Origin of the sequence: Tychonema sp. LEGE 07196 (genome assembly GCF_963890365.1) — a bacterium.
In the GTDB taxonomy this organism is placed as follows: domain Bacteria; phylum Cyanobacteriota; class Cyanobacteriia; order Cyanobacteriales; family Microcoleaceae; genus Microcoleus.
The window spans coordinates 72,744-95,416 of the sequence record NZ_CAWPRX010000036.1 but is presented as its reverse complement, the minus strand read 5'-3'; the positions used below and the strand labels follow the sequence as shown (position 1 = coordinate 95,416).

The 22,673-nt window shown below is 44.8% G+C and carries 15 protein-coding genes; 10 read left to right on the top strand and 5 right to left on the bottom strand.

Annotation, left to right across the window (positions count from 1 at the left end; translation table 11 throughout):
* Nucleotides 1–3: 3 nt before the first annotated feature.
* The 4 genes from AACV78_RS05155 to AACV78_RS05140 form a co-directional block, all read right to left on the bottom strand.
* Entirely contained in the window at nucleotides 4–873 is an 870-nt protein-coding gene (locus AACV78_RS05155) for a Uma2 family endonuclease (protein ID WP_194009730.1), read from the bottom strand.
* 40 nt (nucleotides 874–913) lie between these two features.
* Nucleotides 914–1,783 (bottom strand): calcium-binding protein, encoded by an 870-nt coding sequence (locus AACV78_RS05150; RefSeq protein WP_194009729.1) that lies wholly within the window; start codon nucleotides 1,781–1,783, stop codon nucleotides 914–916.
* A gap of 79 nt (nucleotides 1,784–1,862) precedes the next feature.
* Nucleotides 1,863–3,536: a methyltransferase domain-containing protein gene (locus tag AACV78_RS05145; RefSeq protein ID WP_194009728.1), complete on the bottom strand. Its 1,674-nt coding sequence runs from the start codon at nucleotides 3,534–3,536 to the stop codon at nucleotides 1,863–1,865.
* A gap of 68 nt (nucleotides 3,537–3,604) precedes the next feature.
* Entirely contained in the window at nucleotides 3,605–4,723 is a 1,119-nt protein-coding gene (locus tag AACV78_RS05140) for an RNA-guided endonuclease InsQ/TnpB family protein (RefSeq protein ID WP_194009727.1), read from the bottom strand.
* A gap of 458 nt (nucleotides 4,724–5,181) precedes the next feature.
* Here AACV78_RS05140 and AACV78_RS05135 point away from each other — a divergent pair, with 458 nt between their 5' ends.
* From AACV78_RS05135 to AACV78_RS05105, 7 genes are all read left to right on the top strand, one after another.
* Nucleotides 5,182–9,027 (top strand): glycosyltransferase, encoded by a 3,846-nt coding sequence (locus AACV78_RS05135; protein ID WP_194009726.1) that lies wholly within the window; start codon nucleotides 5,182–5,184, stop codon nucleotides 9,025–9,027.
* Between the two features lie 149 nt (nucleotides 9,028–9,176).
* Complete coding sequence (locus tag AACV78_RS05130; protein ID WP_194009725.1) at nucleotides 9,177–9,926, top strand: peptidylprolyl isomerase; 750 nt, start codon at nucleotides 9,177–9,179, stop codon at nucleotides 9,924–9,926.
* A 137-nt stretch (nucleotides 9,927–10,063) separates the two neighbouring features.
* Nucleotides 10,064–13,060, top strand: a complete 2,997-nt coding sequence (locus tag AACV78_RS05125) for a peptidase domain-containing ABC transporter (RefSeq protein WP_194009724.1) — start codon at nucleotides 10,064–10,066, stop codon at nucleotides 13,058–13,060.
* 59 nt (nucleotides 13,061–13,119) lie between these two features.
* Complete coding sequence (locus AACV78_RS05120) at nucleotides 13,120–15,126, top strand: putative HlyD family type I secretion protein (protein WP_194009723.1); 2,007 nt, start codon at nucleotides 13,120–13,122, stop codon at nucleotides 15,124–15,126.
* A gap of 163 nt (nucleotides 15,127–15,289) precedes the next feature.
* Entirely contained in the window at nucleotides 15,290–16,966 is a 1,677-nt protein-coding gene (locus tag AACV78_RS05115) for a hypothetical protein (protein WP_194009722.1), read from the top strand.
* Nucleotides 16,967–16,969: 3 nt separating this feature from the next.
* Nucleotides 16,970–17,770, top strand: a complete 801-nt coding sequence (locus AACV78_RS05110; protein WP_194009721.1) for a glycosyltransferase family 2 protein — start codon at nucleotides 16,970–16,972, stop codon at nucleotides 17,768–17,770.
* A 48-nt stretch (nucleotides 17,771–17,818) separates the two neighbouring features.
* Nucleotides 17,819–18,883 (top strand): NAD-dependent epimerase/dehydratase family protein, encoded by a 1,065-nt coding sequence (locus AACV78_RS05105; RefSeq protein ID WP_194009720.1) that lies wholly within the window; start codon nucleotides 17,819–17,821, stop codon nucleotides 18,881–18,883.
* A gap of 122 nt (nucleotides 18,884–19,005) precedes the next feature.
* Here AACV78_RS05105 and AACV78_RS05100 read toward each other — a convergent pair whose 3' ends face one another.
* Entirely contained in the window at nucleotides 19,006–19,491 is a 486-nt protein-coding gene (locus AACV78_RS05100; protein WP_194009719.1) for a helix-turn-helix transcriptional regulator, read from the bottom strand.
* Between the two features lie 259 nt (nucleotides 19,492–19,750).
* Between AACV78_RS05100 and AACV78_RS05095 the strand changes: the two genes are divergently transcribed.
* The 3 genes from AACV78_RS05095 (at nucleotide 19,751) to AACV78_RS05085 (ending at nucleotide 22,645) form a co-directional block, all read left to right on the top strand.
* Nucleotides 19,751–20,653 (top strand): hypothetical protein, encoded by a 903-nt coding sequence (locus AACV78_RS05095; RefSeq protein WP_194009718.1) that lies wholly within the window; start codon nucleotides 19,751–19,753, stop codon nucleotides 20,651–20,653.
* A 94-nt stretch (nucleotides 20,654–20,747) separates the two neighbouring features.
* Complete coding sequence (locus tag AACV78_RS05090; RefSeq protein ID WP_194009717.1) at nucleotides 20,748–22,196, top strand: tetratricopeptide repeat protein; 1,449 nt, start codon at nucleotides 20,748–20,750, stop codon at nucleotides 22,194–22,196.
* Nucleotides 22,175–22,645 (top strand): hypothetical protein, encoded by a 471-nt coding sequence (locus tag AACV78_RS05085; protein ID WP_339383471.1) that lies wholly within the window; start codon nucleotides 22,175–22,177, stop codon nucleotides 22,643–22,645. The genes AACV78_RS05090 and AACV78_RS05085 overlap by 22 nt, the downstream gene beginning before the upstream one ends.
* Nucleotides 22,646–22,673: the final 28 nt, after the last annotated feature.

The window sequence follows — 22,673 nt, the reverse complement described above, 5'->3', positions numbered from 1 at the left end:
ACATCAAGATTGTGAATGCTGCCTAACTTCGTCTGCAGATAAACCCAGCGCTTCTGCCACTTGCTCTGTATTCAATCCCATTGCCAACAACCGAGGGATAGCATCCCGCCGCGCTCGGGCTTCTGCCGTCAAAGCCTGCTCTGCTAAGGAAGCTCGTTGCTGTTCAACATTAGCTCGTTGCTGTTCGACAGCAGCTCGTTCTGTACCTGTCAGCAGCAAATTGCCCTCGCTGTCCCACCACCGCAGCCACAGCATAGTCTGGTTTTGATAACTGCCTTCCCACAGTCCTAATTCTACGCCCATTGGCGCGATCGGATAATGACCGCGATCGTTCGGAAGCAACTGCTGGTAAAACCCATTGTTCAGGCTGTAAACCTCCAGCCGACCGCTATTGATTTCATAAATCCCATAATACGGAATCCGCATGATTCGCTCATATACCCAAAACTTCCCAGGTCTTTGCGCCGCTCCAACTTCCGAGTAGGATAGCGGCGTTGTGTCCCGCTCTTGGGAACCGTCTCCCGATGCAAACTCCAAAGCAATCATCGGAGCCATGAATTCCCGCCACAGCACGTAAGAGCGACGAATCTGATTTCCTAGTCTTGGTGGCACGTTCGGCACGTAGAACCAATCAGGAGCTTCCGCTCCCTTTTCCAGCGGTTCAGTTTCTCGCCAGTAGATGCCGCAGTCTTGGCCTATAGCATATTGCCCGTCGGGATGAAGCCCCTGCAACACCAGCCCGATCGAATCAGTTAAAATAATACTCTGCGGATGCTCCTGAAAATTCTTCACGAAAGTGCCGTCTTCCTCTGGCAATTGAGTGTGGTCGGGGAAGGGAGAGGGGAGGACAATCTTTTCGGTTGCCTGAGTCATGCGACCTCTCAAATATTGCAGCTTACCTAAATATCTTAACTCAACCTTCCTCCGAAATCCTCACCTTATTACCGATCAACTTCAGAAAACTCGCCCCAAAATGTTGAATTTCCAAAAAATTAGCACAAGCAGGAGTTGACTTGTAAACTCTAAAAGTCCGCATAATCCCCAAAGTCGCCGCACTTTCCAGCGGGCCAATAAAGCTAGTATCCCTATCCAAAAAATGAGACTGCTTAGCCCAGTAAGCCATCTGTTCCGCATTCAAAAAATAACAGCCGGAATGAGGATTCAAAGCCCGTTCAAAAGAAATTGGCTGTTCCATAATTTTCCCCATTAACTGCGGCTGTTCCTCCACATTTTGAAACTTAGCAGTAACTCCTGCCGCTAAATCCCCATCAATATATGCTTTAAAAACAGCTCCTTGAGGCGATATTTCGTAACGGTTCGGTTGCAGCAAATTTGCATTCCCCCCGTGATGCGTAAACCAATTTAATTTACTAAAAAACCACGGGTCGTGCAGAATTAAATCATCTTCCAAATAACAAAAATAATCGTATTTGTCAAGACACGCTCGCAAAACTGCTTGACACTCAAACCCCAACAGCAGCGGCTCGCATTTTGTAGCGTGGTGCATAAAAGACCTGGGCTGTACCGGCAGTTGAGGCAAGAGGTGATAGCCTTGAGTAGTGCAAACAACAATGTCAATTTCGTGCTTTTGAGCTTGATTTGATGGGATAGTTGCACATTCGCTAATGTGAATCATGCACTGAGATTGGCCGTACAAAGCTTGCAGCGATGTAACGCAAGCAGTTAAAGCATTGAGTCGGGGTTGCGGGTCGTTTCGCTGGGAAGCGTGTTTCCCGTCGCCGCTGGGATTGTAAAAGTGAGCAATCGTGAAGAGAATTCGCATTGGAGTTGATTAAGAATTAAAAATTAAACAATAAAACAGAAAGTTCGCACAACAATCACGCCTGTAAATCTTACCGCACTTAGTCACCAAATAACTCCGGCAATCTTCCGCGCAACTCAGCATTCAAACGCGGCAACTCGTCCCGCATTTGCAAGTACCAATCTCGCCGCTGCCGGTAGTGCCCGCACAGCAAGCGGTTGTCGCGCACCCATTCGTAAGCATTCGCTGCTATTTGTTGGCGCAGAAAACTATCATTAATTAACAAATTTAGCTTAATTTCAAAATCTTTTTCATATCTGTAAATTAACCCGGTTTCACCTTCGACAATTGAATGTTCGTAGACGGTGGGACTTGCCAGCACCGCTACTCCCCGCGCCGCACATTCAATGAATTTTAAATCGGATTTCATTTCGTTAACCGGGTTGGGAACGAGCGGCAGCAAAGCTATATCGCAACTGTACATGATTTCTTGATACCGTTCGTAACTGCAAAAGGGTTCAAATTCCTTTTGCTGTATTTCCAAGGCTTCAAAAAATCTGCTGTCGTGGATTACTTTAACTCGAACCCGATGTTTGTGTGCGGACAAAACTCGATTGAGCGCTGCCATAATCGGCTGCCAATCTTGTTCGCGGTTGAGCGCACCAAAAAATATGGTGACTGTATCTTCTGTGGGGTAAATTCGCGGCGGGGGGAGATAAGCTAATTGATTGGGAAATACGGCAACATTGGGATTGTAGTGCCCCAAAATTTTTGCTAGCGGTTCTGTAGAAGTTTGAACGCAGTGACAGCCGCGATAGCTGAGGTAATTGTTGTCTGCGTATTCGCGGCGGCGGATGGGATTGTCGTCAATTTCAGCTACTATTAAGTAGTCTTGTTTTAGCAGTTCTTTGAGTTTGGGAATGTAAGCGGGATATTGCATGATTGTCCGCTGCCAGATGAAGACTTTTTCTTCTCCAGCTAGGGGGCTAATTAATTCTGCTGCTTTCACTCCGGAGACGGTGCGGACACCGGGAATTGTGGCGCTAAATTGGTCAGGTTCCAAAACTCGCACGCGATCGCACCCTGTAGGAGCCATAATGATAGTTTGGATCAGCAATCTGCGGGGCGGTACGGCCGATTTGGTCGATCGCGCGATATAATATTCAGCACCGGTTTGCGTAGCAAAATCCGTCGCTGTCAGCTCTAAAGCCTTCACCATTGGATGCAGCAATTGCTGGAAGCGGACAAAAGTTTCGGTTTTGTGTCCCTTCCCTTGCAGTTCGTAAACCTGCAATCCGGCATCAGCAAATAGTGATTTAATACTGTCTAGGGTAAACCAGTGCTGCATCTTGCCATCGGGATTTTCCCAATCTCCCCGCAACAGATTGACAATGCGCCGCCAGTATTGAGCGTTGGGGATGGCGGCGAAAATTTGCCCGTCTTGGTTGAGCAAAGCACTGTACTGTTTGAGGATATCCCAGGGATTTTTGAGATAGGGTAGCAAGTCGCCAAAAATCAAACAATCGACGCTGCCGGGGGCGATGTCGAGACTTTCGACGGCAAGTTCTTCAATATCGGCTACCGTCACCCAGTTTAGCCGATCGACTGCAATTTTAGCTTTTTCGCGATCGCGCTCAATACCAATATACTGACAGTGGGGATTTACCTGCCTGTATTCTTCCCCCGTCGAACCCGTACCGCAGCCAATTTCGACTACGACTTTAGCATCCGGCGGTAGCAGTTTCAAAAGGTCGTGGTTGACGCGATCGATCACTTTGTCTAAAATTCCTGATTAGTTTATTTTGATATACTCCCCGACCTGAAGGTACGGGGATTCTAGCTTCAAGCAACACTAGCTTCCTTTGGAAGTCTTACGGTGTCTAAGCGAAGAGAAGATACCCCTTCTCTTTGAATATTAATTGCTGCGTTCTTATCTCTATCATGGTGTGTACCACAATTAAGACAAGTCCACTCACGATCGCGCAATTGAAGTCCTGAGTGTTTGTGAGAACAATTGGAGCAAAGTTTACTACTAGCAAACCATTGTCCGATCGAGACAACTTGCTTACCTTTCATTGCAGCTACGGTCTGAAGTATCTCTAAAAAAGTGCCAAAAGCTAAGTCTCCTATCTTTCTACCCCAAAGCTTTTGCATACCTCTTAGGTTAAGTGTCTCGAAGCACAAAACATCATATTCATCACAAAGCTTATGAGACAATTTCCAGAACCAGTCACGTCTAAGATTAGTTACTCGCTCGTGGAGTTTAGCTAGATTAATTCTGGCTTTATTCCAATTGTTCGACCCAAGCTTTTTAGATGATAGTTGTTGAGATAACTTCTTTAGTTGCTTCTTAGCTTGCAATAAGAACAATGGTGATTCGATATCTTTACCATTAGAGTTAGTCAAGAAAGTTTTAAGTCCAAAATCAAAGCCTGCGATTTTACCCGTCACGACTCCAATGGATTCACTAACAGCATCAGTAACAATGAAGATGTACATATCTCCGCTTGGTACTCTCTTTACTGTTAGTGTCTTAATTTTCCCTTCTATCACTCTAGATTTATAGTAACCGAACGTTTGCTTGCCAATACGTATTTTGTTACCTATAAGTTGATAACCAGCTTGCTTGAGAGTGAATGATTTATACTTCTTACTCTGACAAAATGAAGGTGGTTTGACACCTTTACTGTGGTGCTTGAAGAACAGCTTATAGCTTCGATCGATGCGGTCGCAAATGTCTTGCACAGCCTGAGAGCCAACTCGTTGCCAATAACTATTCTTATTTCTAAGTTTAGCTAGATGTTTCATCAGTTGGAACTTGTTTAAGTGCTTGCCACACATTCGATAATAACGCTTGTGTAGAGCAAGACAGTGGTTGTATATGCTTGCTGCTGCGTTAATAGTCCGCTTGAGATACCTATTCCTTTTGTGATTGTAGAGTTTGAATTTGTATGTTTTCATATCACTCGACCTGTGTTATTCTACAAGTATAATACTCTTGGCTGGAGATGGCAAGTATTCAAAAACAAATCAAAGCCGTCCTGAAGGACGGGGCTTTAGACCCAGACCTTCGGTAAAATCAAACAGAGCAACCCGTGCGACAGACAACCAGCCGAAAGTTAGCATGGCGATGCCAGTATACAATGGCGATCGGCACATTTGTCAAGAACAAAATTTTCAGAGACCAACTCATTCTCTTGCTCTTCCCTCCCTTCTCTTCCTCAGCGTACTCTGCGCCCTCTGCGGTTCAATTAAATCCTGTTCCCCATCCAGCAAAGATTGCTACATCTTAGCAAATATTGAGAACACGATCATTTATTCTCAACTCCCACCCTCCTCAAGCGCCATTGAGAATATCAATTAATTCAGCTTTTTAATCAAAAAAATAACACAACACTTAGCTCAATACATTAAAAACTATGAATCAAAATTTAGGAATTAACATCGCCGGCTACATCAACGGCGAATTTGGAGTCGGAGAAGGTGTCCGAGCAAACATCCGAGCAACAGAAGCAGCCAAAATCCCCTTTAACATCAACAATTTTTCCCGCAGTCCCCACCGCCAACAAGACAACACCTATCAAAACTTTAGCCCTGACAATCCGCACCCAGTCAACTTAATTCAAGTCAACGCCGACGAAGTGACAACCTTTATCAAACATAGAGGTTCAAGTTATTTTCAAAACAAATACAACATCGGATTTTGGGCCTGGGAAATACCCGCATTCCCCCCCCAATGGCATCCCGCATTTAATCACTTTCACGAAATTTGGACTTACAGCAATTATTGTGCCGAAACAATTGCCCAAGTTTCACCAATTCCCGTCATCAAAATCATGCCCAGCATTGCTCTGCCCGCACCTTTCCTCAGCAGAAAAGAGCTAGGTTTGCCTAAAAATAAATTTATTTTCCTGTTTATATTCGACTTTTGCAGCCGCATCGAACGCAAAAATCCTTTAGCTACAATTCAAGCCTTCAAACAAGCTTTCGGCGAAGATGACCGCCTATTGTTAATTATCAAATCTTCCAATTCACATCAATTTCCCGAAGCTAAAACCGCCTTAAACTTAGCCATAGCCAACAATTCAAACATTAAACATCTAGACGGGTATTTGTCCAAAGATCAAATTAACGGTTTGCTCTACAATTGCGACTGCTACGTATCGCTGCACCGCTGCGAAGGATTCGGCTTAACAATGGCTGAAGCAATGTTTTATGGCAAACCTGTAATTGCCACCGACTATTCATCAAATACAGAATTTATGAATGTGGGTAACAGCTTTTTAGTCAAGTATAAATTAATCCCGATTGAGCAAGATTGCGGGCCTTACAAAAAAGGCAATGTATGGGCACAACCGGATGTCGAACACGCGGCTGATTTAATGCGGAAAGTTTTCAATAATTACCAAAAAGCTCGAGAAATTGGAGCGGTAGCTGCTGAGGAAATTCAAACTTTACTCAACCCGCAAGTTACGGGTAGTAAAATTAGAAAACGTCTCGAATATATTGCCGAGATTACTGATAACTTTCAAAACTTGCCTCTGTCTGCAACAGCCAAAGCAGAGTCTGCAAAAATTAAGGCTGACTTGCAATCATCACACCCCAAAACTCAATCAAAAGCCCAACTGCAAAACTGGCAGCCTTTGGTGAGCATTTGCATTCCGACGTACAACGGAGAAGCGTTTATTGAGGAAACAATCAAAAGTGCTTTGGCTCAGACATATCCCAACATAGAACTGATTGTATCCGATGACGGTTCCACAGACCGCACAATTGCGATCGCCCAATCCTTCCAATCCCAGACATCCGCCGACTTCCGCATCATCCTGCACCGCAACTACGGCTTATCACAAAACTGGAACTTCTGCATATCCCAAGCCAAAGGTGAATACATTAAATTTCTGTTTCAAGACGACTTGCTAGCACCAGAATGTATCGCAAAAATGGTCGCCCTAGCCCAACAAAACCCCGAAGTCGGTATGGTTTTCTCCCCGCGCGCTATCACCATCGCCGCCGATGAATCTCACCCGATTTTGCGTAAAGCTTCCCAATCAATTAAAGATTTGCACAAAAGTTGGTCGAATTTAAAATCTATTCAGCCCGGACAAGAATTGCTCGCAGATGCTAACTGCTTGAGCAACCCCATCAACAAAATTGGTGAACCGAGTACCGTATTAATTTCCGCCAGAGTTTTTGCCGAAATAGGATTGTTTGATTCAGGATTGTCTCAGTATGTAGACTTAGATATGTGGTGGCGCATCATGGGCAATTATCACATCGGATTTGTAGACGAAAAACTGTCGTCACTCAGGATTCATCCCGACCAACAAACCTGGAAAAACTTCGCGGCTGGGGAAAATCAGAAAGATGTGGTCAGATTTTACAAAAAACTGCTAAATAGTCCTGAGTACAGTTTTCTCAATCGCGAAATCAAACATACAATCCGCCAAAAGTTAGCCATAAGAACCCAGCCTAATATATCTAACTTGTCAGCGCTGGTAGCACAATACAAAAAATTGCCATCCAACCAGTTTATTCTGGAAAAAATGCGCCAGTACCGCCAACAATTAGCGGAATATTGGCTGAATTTCCCAGCCAAAAATTTAGAAAGCGCTTACTCGCAAGCAGCGGGTAAAGCTCATAAGTTGTTAATGGATAGCCACCTGAAACATGAAATTTTAACGGAGTCAGAACAAAGTTTTGTGCAGCAGTTAGTCTCGCAACTTGCTGACGCAGGGGCAATTGCTGAGCAGATTCAATATCTCCTCGCAGCGATGCTGTACGGGGAGGCTTATCAGTTGCGGCTAGAGTATAAAAATGCAGCGATTCCTCAGTGGTTTTTTGACGATTTTCTCAAATTTCTATTTCAATCTCCGACTTGTTTTCAGCAGAAGGGAGATGTTGAAAAATACTCGGAATATTTCCAGGGGTTGATAGAGTACGTCGCTACTAATATTGCCCGTTTTCCCGAGGCGGAAGTTTGGCGTTATTTGGCTGCTTATATTGCTAAGAATGTTAGCTTTAAAGTCTTGTATTTGAGCGAAGCTAATCTGCTAAATGTATTGATTCGGCGAGCTGATATTTTGGAATTTTATTTAAAAAATATTGGCTGTCAAATAGACTGGATTTTTGCTGAAAGAGCAGTTGAACGAACTAAAATTAGAGTGGGATTTTTGCTGGATGAAATTAGTGGAAATTCAGAGACTTTTGCTGCTATTCCAACCTTTGAATATTTGGATAAAACCAAGTTTGAAGTTATCGTGTATCATTTCCAGGTAGAGGATGAGCAATTGGGGAAATATTGCGAAAGTTGCGCTGACAAACTAATGCAACTTTCGGGGGATTTGCCAGAGCAAGTACAGGAAATTCGATCGCACGATTTAGATATTCTGCTAATTTGCACTAATATCGCCGAAACTTCCCAAGCAACCGCGCTGCTGTGTTTGCACCGATTGGCGCGGGTGCAAATGGCTACCGCTGCATCAAATCCGGCCAGCACTGCAGCCCGAAATATCGATTATTTGATTGCTGGAGATTTGACATTGCCGACAGGTGCAGCAGCACAGTATCGGGAAAAATTAATTACTTTAGAAGGTTCGGGAGTTTGTTTCAGCTATCCGGTAGCATCAGCGGCTGCTACAGTTGAACCGACTCGCAGCAGTTGGGGAGCCACTGATGAATCTGTAGTGTTCATCTCCGGCGCTCCGGTTTGGACAATTATCCCAGAATTGCGATCGACTTGGGCAAAAATTATTGCTGCTGTGCCGAATTCTATTTTAGTTTTGTATCCCTTTGGTTCGGGCCGAGAAAACTACGCGGCGGTGTTTTTTTACAACCAAATTCGATCGACATTCGGGGAATTTGGGCTTGACAAACAGCGGATAGTTGTGATAAGAGCGCTAAAAAATCGCGCAGATTGCATAAAATGTCTGAAATTAGCTGATATATATTTAGAAGCCTATCCATACAGCGATGCCGGCTCCGGTTCAGAAGCGCTGTTGGTAGGGTTGCCAGTAGTGGCAAGAAAAGGGCAAAAAATTCGATCGCGCCCATCAGCAGCAGTCCTCGAAGAGCTACAACTTCCGGAACTTGTAGCAAACAGCGAGAACTCTTATATAGAGCTAAGTACAGCACTGGGAACCAACCCAAAACTGCGCCGGCACTATCGGGATCGAGTCCAGCAAACAATGGCGACAAACCCCAAAATTCTTGATAGCCTCGCTTACTCCTCCCTGATAGGCAAACTATTTGAAAGGAACCCGTAGCCCGGTAAAGCGTCAAGAAATAGACAGCAATAGCGCTAGCTTTCTTAACGCTCTGCTATCATCGGGAGATTGAGAGGTTAGTGGTTGTCGCTCTTTTCCTGCCACAACTAAATTAAAAGGGAAAGCGCAAGTCAGTTGGAGATAAAAAAATGACAGGACTTTTTCAAATAGGCGATAAATTGCTTCAAGCTCAGGATATGCCATCGCTCCTGAAGCGGTATCAGTTGATGCCCCAATTTTTGCGGGGTGTAATCATAGACCAAGCGATCGCATCCTTTAGTTGCAGCGACGAAGAACGACAGGGAGCCGTCGAAAACTTTCTGGCACAGCACCAACTGACAGCGCCCGAAGCCCGAGAAGCTTGGCTCCGCAGCCAAAACATGACTGCTGCAGAACTTCAAGACATGGCCGTCAGACCCTTGCTGATCGAAAAATTTAAGCAAGAGACTTGGAGACCTAAAGTTGATAATTATTTTTTAACCCGCAAAGCCAGCCTAGACCACGTAGTCTATTCCCTGGTACGCACCAAAAATCCAGCACTAGCAAACGAACTTTACTTTCGCATCCTCGAAGGCGAACAAACCTTTGCCGAAGTAGCCCGCAACTTTTCCGAAGGCCCAGAGTCCAAGTCCGACGGCGTGTTGGGCCCTGTACCCCTGAGCCAGCCTCACCCGGCAATCAGCAAACTTTTGTCTGTAAGCAAGCCAAATCAACTCTGGACACCGCGTCCTCTGGCAGAATGGATGGTAATTATTCGACTAGAACAGTTCATGCCGGCCCAGCTCGACGAATCGATGCGGCTGCGCTTGATTAACGAACTTTTTGAAAGCTGGGTCGCCGAACAGGTATCGAAGATTGGCCCGCTACAACCCCTGTCTTCGGTGTCTTCAATATCGTGACCGAAAGCAATTTTGTCTGGGGGCCGCGGATTAATCCGTGGAAACTTTAAAAGCGTAGCATCCTGACAAAAAGCCTCCGGATTCATCTGTGGATTCAATCTAAAATCTAAAATCTAAAATCTAAAATCTAAAATCGGATGACTTCTGCCGCTGTTTCCCTCTCCCAGATTCAGGATTTCTTAGCTAAAACACCTCCCTTTGACCGACTCTCTGAGACGGCTCTTCTAGCGTTGGTGGCTAAATGCCAACTCCTAGGCTACAGCACCGGGCAACCCCTGTTTGAACGGGAAAAAATGCCGGCTCAGGTGGCAATTATTTATCAAGGCCAGGCTCGGCTGCTGGGGTTTGACCAGCGGTCGCAGCGCCACGTCAGTTTGCGTTTGGTGCAGTCACAGGAAATTATAGGCTGGGCTGGCTTGCTCAGGGGAATTCCCTGCGAAACGGCGATTGCTTCTACAGATGTAATCGCGATCGTCATACCTGCTGAAGATTTCCTGAGTGTAGTGGAAAAACAACCCACATTCGGAGAAGCCTTTCGCGCTCACTCTTCCTTGAGCGAAGTATTTGAACTGTTGAGCCTGGAATTGCAGCGCCAAGCCGACGGTACTTCCAATCTCAAGGAACTCACCCTGCAAGCTTGGGAAGACGCGACAGTTGTCAACGTGCCAAAGGGCAACAAAAAAACCCAAGAACTCGCCCAAGAGTTAGATGCCGATCGCATTTGGCTCGTCAGCAGCGGCGTCTTGGGCGATTTTCCCACCGGCAGCCGTTTCTCTGTGGAAACCGCAGCCAAATCCTTAAAAGTAGAAGGTCACGCCGGCGCGCGCTTGGTCGGCTTCCGCGAACCCCCAGAACCGCAACCAGAGTCACCAATCGAAACTTCGATACAAGACCCAGGCGTGAGGTCGCTTAGTGGTGAAAAATCGCTGGTGATTAAGCCCGCACCACCTCCTGCAGACCCGCGAGCCGAAGTACCAAAGGATACGAAATATCCGGTTTTCCGCGCCAAAGGAACCATAGATGCGCCCCTAGCTTGCTTCCAAATGTTGAGCAAGTATTTCGGCATCAAATTTCGTCGGGATATCATCCGCAAAGTTCTAGAAAATCAGTTAAAAACCGCTGGTGCGATCAACTTGCAAGCCTGCGGGGCGATCGCCCAAAGCATCGGCCTCACGCCCCAATTAGCGCAAGTCCCAGCCGAAGCCATCAACCGCATCAAAGCTCCCGTAATGGTTAAATGGGAAAATAGCTTTGCCATTATTTACAGCATCACCGAGCAAGAATTGGTGATGGCAACCCCAGAAAAGGGGCTGATGCGGAAGCGGATACCTCAGTTTAAAGAAATCTGGGGAGAACTAGGAGAAGTCCTGCTGCTGCAAGCTCCCCAAGTCGAGCAAAAAGAGCAGTTCAGCTTCTGGTGGTTTGTGCCGGCGCTGATGGAACACAAAACAGTGTTTTTTGAAGTGCTGTTAGCCTCGTTTTTTGTACAGTTATTCGGTCTGGCCAACCCATTAATCAGCCAAGTAATTATTGATAAAGTATTAGGTCAGCGCAGCATCGACACCTTGGATATTTTGGGGGCGTTTCTGTTAGGTGTTGCCCTGTTTGAAGGACTGCTAAATGGTTTGCGTACCTTCTTATTTATAGATACTTCCAACCGTATCGATGTCAAATTGAGTGCGGAAATTATCGACCACTTGCTGCGGCTGCCCCAGAATTACTTTGACAACCGGCGCGTCGGAGATTTGGTTTACAAATTCAGCATGATGGGCCAGATTCGGGAATTCATGACGAGTACAGCTTTGACAGTTGTTCTCGATGCAGTATTCTCGGTGGTCTACGTCGCGGTGATGCTTTCCTACAGCGTGAAGCTAACCTTCGTATCTTTGGCAGTGGTACCGATACTGGCGCTGATGATTATTCTGATCAATCCGCTGGTGCTGCGCCTGATCAAACAAAGAAATATGCGTTTTGCTGACTCTCAATCTTATCTAGTAGAAGTAGTCAGCGGAATTCAAACTGTTAAGGCTCAAAATATTGAATTGAAATCCCGCTGGGAGTGGTCGAGCCGCTACGCAAAATACATTACAGCCAGTTTTAAAACAATTATCACGGGGACAACAGCAGGTACGATTAGCAGCTTTTTAAACCAGGTGGGTAACTTGGCTCAGTTGTGGGTGGGTGCTTATTTGGTACTGAGCAATGACATGACTTTGGGTCAGTTGATTGCTTTCCGAATTATTTCGGGGAACGTGACGGGTTCGCTGCTGCGTTTTGTGAGCGTGTGGCAGAGTTTCCAAGAAGTCTCGATGTCGATCGATATGCTCAAGGATATTGTCGATAAACCCACGGAAACCAGCGAGGAAGACAGGAGCAATATCCCGCTGCCGGCAATTCAAGGGGATGTTAAATATGAGGAGGTTTCCTTCCGATTCCTAGAGAGCGGGGCTCTGCAATTGGCGAATGTGAATTTAGATTTTCCCGCTGGCAGTTTTGTGGGAATTGTGGGGGGAAGCGGTTCCGGTAAGAGTACGGCGATGAAGCTGTTGCAGCGTCTTTATGCTCCGCTGTCGGGCCGAATTTTTATTGACGGTTACGACATTGCCAAGGTGGAATTATATTCGCTCCGCAGCCAATTAGGGGTGGTGCTGCAAGATACTTTGCTGTTTAACTGCTCGGTACAGGAAAATATTGCCCTGAGCAATCCCGATGCGAGTACGGATGAGATTGTGCGAGCTGCAAAATTAGCGGTAGCTCACGATTTTATTATGGGCTTGCCTGCTGGCTACAATACGATAGTCGGAGAGCGGGGTGCGTCGCTTTCTGGGGGTCAAAGACAGCGTTTGGCGATCGCCCGCACGATTTTGCAAAACCCGAAATTGCTGATTTTAGACGAAGCTACAAGCGCCCTCGACTATCATTCCGAACGCCAAGTTTGCAATAACTTAGCAGAGGCTTTCGCCGGCCGCACGGTGTTTTTTATCACTCACCGCCTGACTACCATCCAAAACGCCGACTTAATTATTATGATGGATCAAGGCTCTGTAGTCGAGCAGGGAACTCACAAAGAATTAATGGCTCTTAGAGGACGTTACTATTGCCTCTTCCAACAACAAGAGTCATCGAATACTTGATATCTCACAACTCACAACTCACAACCGATAACGAACAATTAATAATTGGGAAGTAACAAATGGCTATGAAATCGATCACGCTTTCTGAGCAACCAATCATTCTCGAAAAACCAGCGATTTGGTCGCACTTGTTTTTGTGGATGATCATGCTAATGACCACTTCGGGTGTGGTTTGGGCTTATTTTGCTAGCGTAGAACAAGCTGTCCCGGCTGTGGGCCAATTGGAACTTAAAGATGGTGCTAGAGACATCCAAGCACCCGCTACAGGGGCGGTGGTGAGACTTCACGTTGAAAATGGCGATCGCGTGGAAAAAAACCAGCCTCTGCTCACTTTCAACCCCCTAGCACCCGCAGCAGATTTAACGTCGGTTCAGAAAACTAAAGAGGCCCTGGAAAAAGAAAATAAATTTTACGAAGATGTTGTTAACGGCAAAGTTCAAGGCCCTATTCCTTCTAATTTAGAATCCACAATCAAGGACAGACAGAGCCTCGTGGCACAAAATCAAGTGCTGCAAGCTCTAATTGACGAGCTGTACCTCAACAGGGGATCGAGCGGAAATTTTGATGCCAGTCAGCAAGGACTGTATGTTAATTATCGATCGGAATTTCTCTCTCGCGTAGCCGCAGCCCAAGGTCAAGTTCAGGAGTTGGACAAACAACTGAAGCAAGCTGAGAATGCTGAAAAAGCTGCAGGCGCTCAAATGACCGTCGCACAGCAACAATTGGGTTTTGCTCAGAACCAATTAAATTATTCCCAACAGCAGTTAGCTTCTTCGCAAGAGCAAGTCAAATCAGCCCTAGCTCAAAAAGATTTGGCTGACGAACAGTTAGCAAAATCCCAACAAGTCTTGAAGTCTAATCAAGCCATTCTGGGCAGACTAGGCCCGCTGGTAGAGCAAGGAGCGATCGCCGAACTGCAAAAAGAAAAGCAAGAACAAGATGTTTTCAGAGGCCAAAGCGACGTTCTCAAACAGCAAGATCAAATCAAGCAGCGCGAAGGTGAAATCAACTCCCGCAAAGGCGAAATTAACACGCGCCGAGGCGAGCTCAATACCCGCCGGGGTGAAATTAACGCCCGTCAAGGTGACATCGAAAAAATTGCCGCAGAAATAGAGCGCCAGCAAGGAGAACAAGCGCGAATTCAGGAGTCTATAGCCCGCGCCGAAGAACAGTTAAAAAACACTAAGGATGCCTGGGCTAGAGAACTGTACACCAAAATTGCTGAAAACCAGAAACAAATTGCCAGCAGCGATTCTCAGCTTAGCCGCTTAAAAGTAGAAAACCTCAAAAAGCTGTCTGAGGTAAATGCTCAGCTAGAAAAAGCGCAGCAAAACCGCGACACTCAAGTGCTGAAGTCTCCAGTCTCGGGGGTAATCTTTGATTTGAAACCTTCTAAGAAGCAGGATGCGAAGTTGGATATAGCGAAAGATCCGATTTGCCAATCCATCATTAACTCAGTGGTAAAGCCTGGGGATCCCCGCCCGAAACGCTGCGAAGAAGCTTATTACGAAGCGCAGCAAACCGAGAAGCTGCTCAAGGTTTTGGACGACGAAAACGGTCTGGAAGCAGTTGTTTACCTCGAAAACAGCAACGTAGCTCTGGTATTGGATGCCATGAGACAGAAGCGCGAGAAATTGGAGCCGTATCATGGCAAACAATTAGATGGAGAAAAGATTGATTGCGAAAAAGGTAAAAGCTGCGTTTGTCCAGAGAAGGAAGTTAACAGAGAGAAATTGGGTCTGACAAAATACGCCTGCGTGCCTGTAGAAGTCAATGTTGAAGCTTTCCCGGCCTTGGAGTTTGGTACTGCTGAGGGTGAAGTCAAAGAGATTAGCAAGGATGCTGAGCCTCCTACCGAATTGCGGAAATACTACTCTTTCAAAACAAAAATCAAGCTCAAGAATCAAAAGTTTGTTTTGAACAAGAACAAGCCAAACCAACAGGAAGTTAACTTGCAGTCGGGAATGGCTGTAAGTTCTAATATCAACATCGGCAAGCGGACTGTTTTGCAGATGTTTATCAACCGATTTACTGGAAAACTGGATACGTTCAAGACTGTTAAGTAGCGAGCAGTTGACGGTTGACGGTTGACTGTTGACGGTTGACGGTTGACGGTTGACTGTTGACTGTTGACGGTTGACGGTTGACTGTTGACGGTTGACTGTTAATTGTCAGTCTAAAAGCTGATGACTGGATTTTACACTTCCGATGCTACCGGATTTGATGTTAATGAAAAAAAATATTTTATTTAGTCTATACCTAATTCCTGTTGTTATATTAATCGGATTTGTAGCGCATTTTAGCATCAACGTTCCCATCGATGACGAGTGGAGATTAGCCCCCTTCTTTGAAAAAATCGCTCAGGGAAATATAACTTTTAACGATTTTTGGGCTTTGCACAGCAACCACCGCATAGTGTTCCCGAAAATAATTATTTCGCTGCTGGGTTTTGCTTCTAGATGGAATATTAACTATCAGTTGTGTCTCAGTATAGGTTTGGCGGGGCTAACTTTTATCGCCACCTACAAGTTATCTTCTCTGCAAGCTAAAAATGGAGATAATTTGTGGCATTTAGCTAATATTTTAACTTGTATTTTGGTGTTCTCCCTGGTTCAGTACGAAAACTGGCTTTGGGGATTTCAATTAGCCTGGTTTTTGGTAAATTTGTGTTTTGTATCAGCGGTTAATGTGCTGGTTTCAGATAACAAGTTTTCGCCTAAAATTAGAATATCTCTTGCTGCTATATTCTGCTTTATTGCTAGTTTTTCCCTGGCTCAAGGTTTGCTTTCTTGGTTGGTGGCGATTCCTGCTGTGATGGCTTTAGAAGGAAAAAGAGTACATAAAAAGATCGGATTAATTGTATGGATGTTGCTGTTTGTGGCAACTTGTGCTGTTTACTCAATAGATTATCATCCGACTCGGAAAACAAGTATTATTTCATTGTTGAATAAGCCGCTGGTGGTGATTGATTATTTTTTGAGTTTGTTGGGTTCGCCAATTGTGCGATCGCCCGGATTTTCAGCATTAGTAGGATTGGTAATATTCGCAAGTTTTATATTTTTTGTATGGCATTTTGGGAGAAAGATTACCGAGCAGCGTGAGGCTTTGCCTTGGCTGTCAATAGGTTGGTTTTCGGTTTTATCGTCTTTGTTTATTACCGCTGGGAGGGCAGAATTTGGGGCGGTTCAGGCGATCGAATCTTCGAGATATACGACTAATTCAATTTTGCTGTTGATTGCTTTGGTTCAGCTCGGACAATTGTTTGTCCGAGGTAATATTGCTACCATAAATGGCAACTATAAATTTATTTATCGGGGAGTTGCAGGCTTATTAGTTGCTATAATTATTGTTAACTCTCAGCAGGCGATCGCCCAAACTAGCTCGGCACTCCTTTACAAACAAGGCGCTCAAAATTGTTTGCAATTAATTAACTATCTCGAACCGTCGGAGTTTTTCAAGAATTCGCCGGAAAGCTGCTTGAGAGTGCTGAGCAAAAAAACCTGGCTGGTGAGAGAAGGCGCTGCAATTCTCGATCGCATAGGTTGGAGAAAGTTCGCGAAAAATGTAGAGTTTATTTCTAATCCAGAGAAAGTTTACGGCTATTTAGACAAACCCCCAACGGGCGAAAAATCTTTCAAGGCTGCTGGTTGGGCAGTTTTGCCAGAAAATTTGCAACAGCCGAAGATTGTACTGCTATCTGTCGGCGACAAACAATCTTTTTTTGCTAACGCTTATGTAAATTTGGACAGTCCCGATATTGCTAAGATTTTGCAATCGCAGTTGTACAATAATGCGAGGTGGGCGGTTGATTTGTCCGATCGCGATTTGTCGATCGCCCAAACTGAAATTAAAGCTTGGGTGTATAATCCTGTGGACAACCAATTTGTCCAGTTGCGCGGAGGATGAGGAGTGAAAATTTCGGTGATTGTACCAGCCCACAACGAAGAGGGCTGTTTGGAAGGTACTGTGCGGGCGATCGCCCAGACGCTCGATTTAGAAGGCATTCCGCACGAAATTTTGATTGTGAATGACAACAGTGTCGATCGAACAATTGACATTTGCCAGGAATTATCGCGGGAATTTCCCACAGTTAGATACATCAACAATCAACCTCCCAACGGTTTTGGATTTGCCGTGCGACGAGGTTTAGCGGAATTTGACGGCGATGCTGTGGCAATTGTGATGGCGGATGCTTCCGACGATCCGAAGGATTTAGTAGCAGGATACCGCAAATTGCAAGCAGGATATGACTGCGTTTTCGGTTCCCGATTTATCAAAGGCGGCTTTGTAGTTGATTATCCAATTCACAAGTTAGCAATTAACCGCTTAGCAAACTGGTTTGTCAAAACTATTTTTGGCTGGCGCTACAACGATGTTACCAATGCTTTTAAACTCTACCGCCGAGAAGTAATTGAAGGCGTGCAGCCGATTTTAAGCCATCATTTTAATTTAACTGTCGAACTGCCTTTGAAAGCCATTGTCCGGGGTTTTTCCTATGCGGTAATTCCTCTGAGGTGGTACAATCGGACTGCTGGTATTTCCAAGCTAAAAATCAAAGAAATGGGCAGCCGGTATTTATTTATTGTCTTGTATGTCTGGCTAGAAAAACATCTCTCTCGCGGCGACTACCACAGGACTAGAAAGATGAATGAGTTGAAATTAGATTTATTGGCAAAGTCAAGGACTGAAGCCCTTACTACGAACGAATAAAGACTGAAGTCCTTACTGCGAAACATATTTTAGCAATAATTTTAGTTAATGCCTGAAAGAATTTTAATTGTTGGCGGTGCGGGTTTTATCGGCAGTTGTTTGGCAATTGGCCTGAAGAAACTGCACCCAGAATGGCAAATAATTTGTTTGGACAACCTGCGCCGCCGGGGTTCGGAATTGAATTTGTCTCGGCTTAAAAGTTGCGGGATTCAGTTTGTTTACGGGGATATTCGCACTGCGGCAGATTTAGATCCAGTTGCACTCAATGCTGACTGCATTATCGATTGCGCTGCGGAGCCTTCTGTGCTGGCTGGTTTTAGTTCGCCTCAGTACGTTTTGCAGACGAATTTATTGGGTACTGTGAATGTTTTGGAGTTGGCGAGACAGACTGGTGCGAGTTTGTTGTTTTTGTCTACGAGTCGGGTTTATCCGATCGCCCTTGTCAAATCTGTTAAGCTGTTGGAGTTGGATGAGAGATTTGCGATCGCCCCGGAGCAAACATTACCCGGTATATCGGAGTTGGGCATATCAGAAGACTTCCCATTAAAAGGACACCGTTCGCTTTACGGAGCAACTAAATTAGCATCGGAATTGCTGATTGAGGAATACAGAGAAGCATACAACCTGCAGGCAATTATTAACCGCTGCGGCTTAATTACCGGTGCTTGGCAAATGGGTAAAGTCGATCAAGGAGTTTGCGGTTTGTGGGTGGCTGCTCACTATTTCCAAAAGTCGCTGAATTATATCGGTTTTGGCGGCAGCGGGAAGCAAGTTAGAGATTTGCTGCACGTTGAAGATTTGTTGAGATTAGTTAATTATCAGTTAGAACATTTTGCTGAATTTGACGGCGAAGTGTTTAATGTTGGCGGCGGTTTGAGCAACAGTCTTTCTTTGGTTGAGACAACTGATTTGTGCCAAAAAATTACCGGGAAATCGATTCCGATTCATCCTGTTTTGGAGGAACGGGCGGGGGATATTCCGATTTTTATTACCGATTCTTCTAAGGTGATGGAAAAAACAGGATGGCAGCCTAGGATTGGGCCGGAGGCGGCTTTGCAGGATATTTATGATTGGATTGCGGCTAATGAGGCGGTTTTAAGTTCGATTTTGTAGGGATTTTTTACACCGCAGATGTTTTGTGAAATTCGGTAAGAAAACCATTTATTCTGCGCTAAGGAAACGGCAGTACCCTGTCCTGTTTCATCCCTTCGGGTGTAACGCCATTTTCGGCAGTATTAATTATTGCCGTTGAGGTCGAGGTTTTCGATGATGGGAATTTCTGAAGGTGAAGAGGCTATTATCCGCAGGTTAATATCAACTATTATTTGATTTTTATCAAGAACTACATTTGCTTTTTTTATTATAATTTTTGCTGATAAACAATCACCTGATTCAGGTTCGGGAGACGACAGAGTTTTATATCCTGCGTCCTCCAGCCATTCACAAATCTTTCTCCAGTTCTCTACCTTTTCATCAGCTTTGCCTACAAGATTTTTAACATATTGGTATAATGTGTTACAGAAATCTACGGCAATCCCCTTGGGGTTTTTACTGAGCGTTTCGGCAATTTCGGTGGGACTGTGGCCGCAGAGTAGACCGCGTAGATGTTGTTTCTCTGTGGGCGTGAGACGCTTGCCTTTGGCGGATGCGAGGTCTGTATAAAGGGTTTCTAAGTCCCAGTCGCGGGCAGCTTCGGGGAAGCGATCGCTGATCGTGTTCATTGGGGGGAGTGTGTGTTTGGAGTTTTCCTAATCTGATTCTAACACAATTTCTAATGCTTATTAGTTTCTTAGATAATCTTGGTTAAGTTATATTAAAAAGTACAGGTTAATTCTCGAGCTCTAGCTGTCACGGAAAAGCTCACTTCTTGCGGAGTGTTGTTTTGTGCTGGAGAGAGTTATCAAGCCAAAGTATCTAAAAAATCGCCTGTTTTTAAGATGTAGAAATATCAGACTTAAAACTCATACTTAGGAGTATTTTATGCCTTCATTCTATCCAGGTCAGAAAGCTAATGAACTTGCCAAGGAAGCTCAAGAGCGATTCGAGCGTGCGGTTGAAGATTTGAAAAGAGAAGAAGCAGCCACAAACAAATTGGCAGAAGAGTATGGCCAACTTCAACTGAATGTCATAAGAAGCACAATTAAGCGCTTTGTTACCTTCCTTGAAAATAGTGGTCGGAAGGCTTCAGAAAGTGAAAAGCGGCTTTTAGAAGGGATGGATTTTTCAGTTCAGCAGATGAAGGAGTACAAAGCTGCGGCGGTAGGAGCAGAACAATATTTTATGGCTGGCGTTAAATCTGCTGGAGCAGCCGCAGCAGGTTACGGCGGTGCTATTGGTGCTGTTACTTCACTAGGAGCAGCAAGCACGGGAACCGCTATCTCAACTCTCAGTGGAGCGGCTGCTTGGAATGCAACTTTAGCATGGTTTGGCGGTGGAGCGATCGCGGCTGGTGGCGGCGGTATGGCTCTGGGTGCTGCTGTGCTAGGCGGTATCACCCTTTTACCAGCTTTGGCGATTGGTGGCTTTTTTGCTGCTAGTGAAGGCGAGAAAGCGATGACAAAGGCGCGAGAGCATGAAGCTCAAGTCAATAAGGCGATCGCAGACATGAAACTTGCTAAGGATTTTGCTCAACAGGTAAGACAGCGAATAATTGAGTTGAGAAAAGTGTTTGAATCTATGAACACTCGTGCTGTTAAAGGTCTGAGTCAACTTGAATCTCAGCCGTTTGATGCTAAGAGGGATGCTGAGAAGTTCCAACAGGTAGGCCTTCTGATGAAGGGACTTGTAGAAATGTTGAAAACTCCTGTCTTAAACAATGACGGTAAGCTTAACCTCGGTACTGTGAAGGTTTTGGAGAAATATCGGATTTTACCAGGGAAATAGAAATCACGATCGAAGTAGTCTCAAGACTTACGCAGAAAATCTATTTGTAGAGTGGGCATTTCCCACCTTACTGCTTAAAAATAAGGAGGTTGCAATGAATCCCTGGGAAATTTTAGGAAATGTTGGTGATTTACATACGGTATGTACTGAGAATGAGTTCGCAAAAAAAAATCAAGCGGGTGCAGTTGTAGGAGGAGGTGCAGCACTTGCGGCTGGTGTAACTTTTTTGGGTGCGGCTGCTCTAGGGCCTGTGGCTATTCCTTTAATCATGGTTGGCGGTGCAATGGCTGGTGCCACAGCAGAATCTACATTTAAGAATGTAGGCAAAGGCGTAGCAATGGCTGGTGCCAAAGCAGAATCTACAGTTAAGAATGTAGGCAAAGGCGTATCTAAGGGAATTACAGGATTTTTTGATTTTTTCAAAAGCGATGAAGACTTTTTTAACCGAGGAATAGAAAAGCTTGAAAGTGGAGAGTACGGGGCCGCTCTTGAAGATTTTACTAAAGCGATCGAACTCAATTCTCAAAATATTTATGCCTATTTTGTGCGCGGCTGTATTCTCGATGAACAGCACAATTATGCAGGAGCAATTTCAGATTATACTAAAACTATCCAGCTCGATCCTAGCTATGTAGATGCTTACCGCAATCGAGGTAACATTTACGTCGCTAAAAATGATTATATCAAGGCAATTGCCGACTACACCCAAGTCATCAAACTCTCTCCCGGCAATGCGGATATCTACTTAATACGAGGTAGTGCCTACAGCGAACTAAAAAATTACAAAGAAGCCATTGCTGACTTCACTCAAGTTATCACTATCGATCCTAGTAATGTGAATGCCTGCTACTGTCGTGGTTTAGCATATACTGAACTAGAGGATTATGAGAGTGCTATTGCTGATTATACTCAAGTTATCAAACTTGACCCTAACTGTGTGGATGCCTACTTCACGCGGGGCTGCTTACTTGTTGAGCTAGAACATTACAAAAAAGCCATTGCTGACTTCACTCAAGTTATCAAAACTAAACCTAATGATGTTAACCTGTATTTTCAGCGGGGTTATGCTCGCGCCAAAGTAAAGAATTATAAAGGAGCTATTGCCGATTTCACTCAGGTTATCAAGCTTAGCCCTAATGAAGCAATTAATTATTTGTATCGCGGTCATGCACGCGCAGCAAACAAGGATTATGATAGTGCAATAGCTGACTACAATCAAGTCATCAAGATAGAACCAAACTGTACAGATGCTTATTTTCATCGGGGATGCGTCCGCCATGAAAAGGGAGACAAGCGGGGAGCTATTGCCGACTACAATCAGGTCATCAAAATAGAGCCAGACAATGCTTATGCCTACGTTAAAAGGGGTTCTCTACGCAGAGAAAAGGCAAAAAGAGAGGAAGCGGTAGCAGATTTTCAGAAAGCTATCAGCCTCTTTCGCAAAGAATCCATGATGGATGAAGTCCGCAATCTTCAAAAAGAAGTCCGCAATCTTCAAAAGGAAATTAAGAATACTCCTTGGTGGCAGACGCGGGTGTTTTAGGATTCTGTTCTGTAGAAATATCGAATTTTACCAGGCAAATAGAAATGATAGGTAAAAAAGTTCCTGTAAAAATCTTTAATCCAGACTCCGCTGCTGACTACTTCCGCGATGTTGTGGAAGCTTACACCGAGTACAAGATAGTTGCAGAGCAAGAGCGGACTAAACGGCGTGGTATTGAAGCTTGGGAAAAAGCAACGATTGCTGACATTCAAGCAAAACGCGATGTTTTAATCAAGTATCTTGAAGGCTCGTTTGATGAACGTGCTAATAACTTTAAATTTCTCTTTGAAAAAGTCGATGAGACCATAGCAATCCGTGATAACAACCAGTTATCTTTAGCCATGACTTCAATTACTGAAATAGCTAATTCCAGTCCGTTCAAAGACCTTGCTGATTTGACATCTGTCAGAACAGCCCTTGACGATCCAGATCATGAATGGGAGTTTTAATCTGCCCTATCATTCTCAAAAACTCAAT

Coding starts and splice junctions, on each gene's coding strand:
- AACV78_RS05155 (WP_194009730.1), bottom strand. CDS start 873: ATGACTCAGGCAACCGAAAAGATTGTCCTCCCCTCTCCCTTCCCCGAC.
- AACV78_RS05150 (WP_194009729.1), bottom strand. CDS start 1,783: ATGCGAATTCTCTTCACGATTGCTCACTTTTACAATCCCAGCGGCGAC.
- AACV78_RS05140 (WP_194009727.1), bottom strand. CDS start 4,723: ATGAAAACATACAAATTCAAACTCTACAATCACAAAAGGAATAGGTAT.
- AACV78_RS05135 (WP_194009726.1), top strand. CDS start 5,182: ATGAATCAAAATTTAGGAATTAACATCGCCGGCTACATCAACGGCGAA.
- AACV78_RS05130 (WP_194009725.1), top strand. CDS start 9,177: ATGACAGGACTTTTTCAAATAGGCGATAAATTGCTTCAAGCTCAGGAT.
- AACV78_RS05125 (WP_194009724.1), top strand. CDS start 10,064: ATGACTTCTGCCGCTGTTTCCCTCTCCCAGATTCAGGATTTCTTAGCT.
- AACV78_RS05120 (WP_194009723.1), top strand. CDS start 13,120: ATGGCTATGAAATCGATCACGCTTTCTGAGCAACCAATCATTCTCGAA.
- AACV78_RS05115 (WP_194009722.1), top strand. CDS start 15,290: ATGAAAAAAAATATTTTATTTAGTCTATACCTAATTCCTGTTGTTATA.
- AACV78_RS05105 (WP_194009720.1), top strand. CDS start 17,819: ATGCCTGAAAGAATTTTAATTGTTGGCGGTGCGGGTTTTATCGGCAGT.
- AACV78_RS05100 (WP_194009719.1), bottom strand. CDS start 19,491: ATGAACACGATCAGCGATCGCTTCCCCGAAGCTGCCCGCGACTGGGAC.
- AACV78_RS05095 (WP_194009718.1), top strand. CDS start 19,751: ATGCCTTCATTCTATCCAGGTCAGAAAGCTAATGAACTTGCCAAGGAA.
- AACV78_RS05090 (WP_194009717.1), top strand. CDS start 20,748: ATGAATCCCTGGGAAATTTTAGGAAATGTTGGTGATTTACATACGGTA.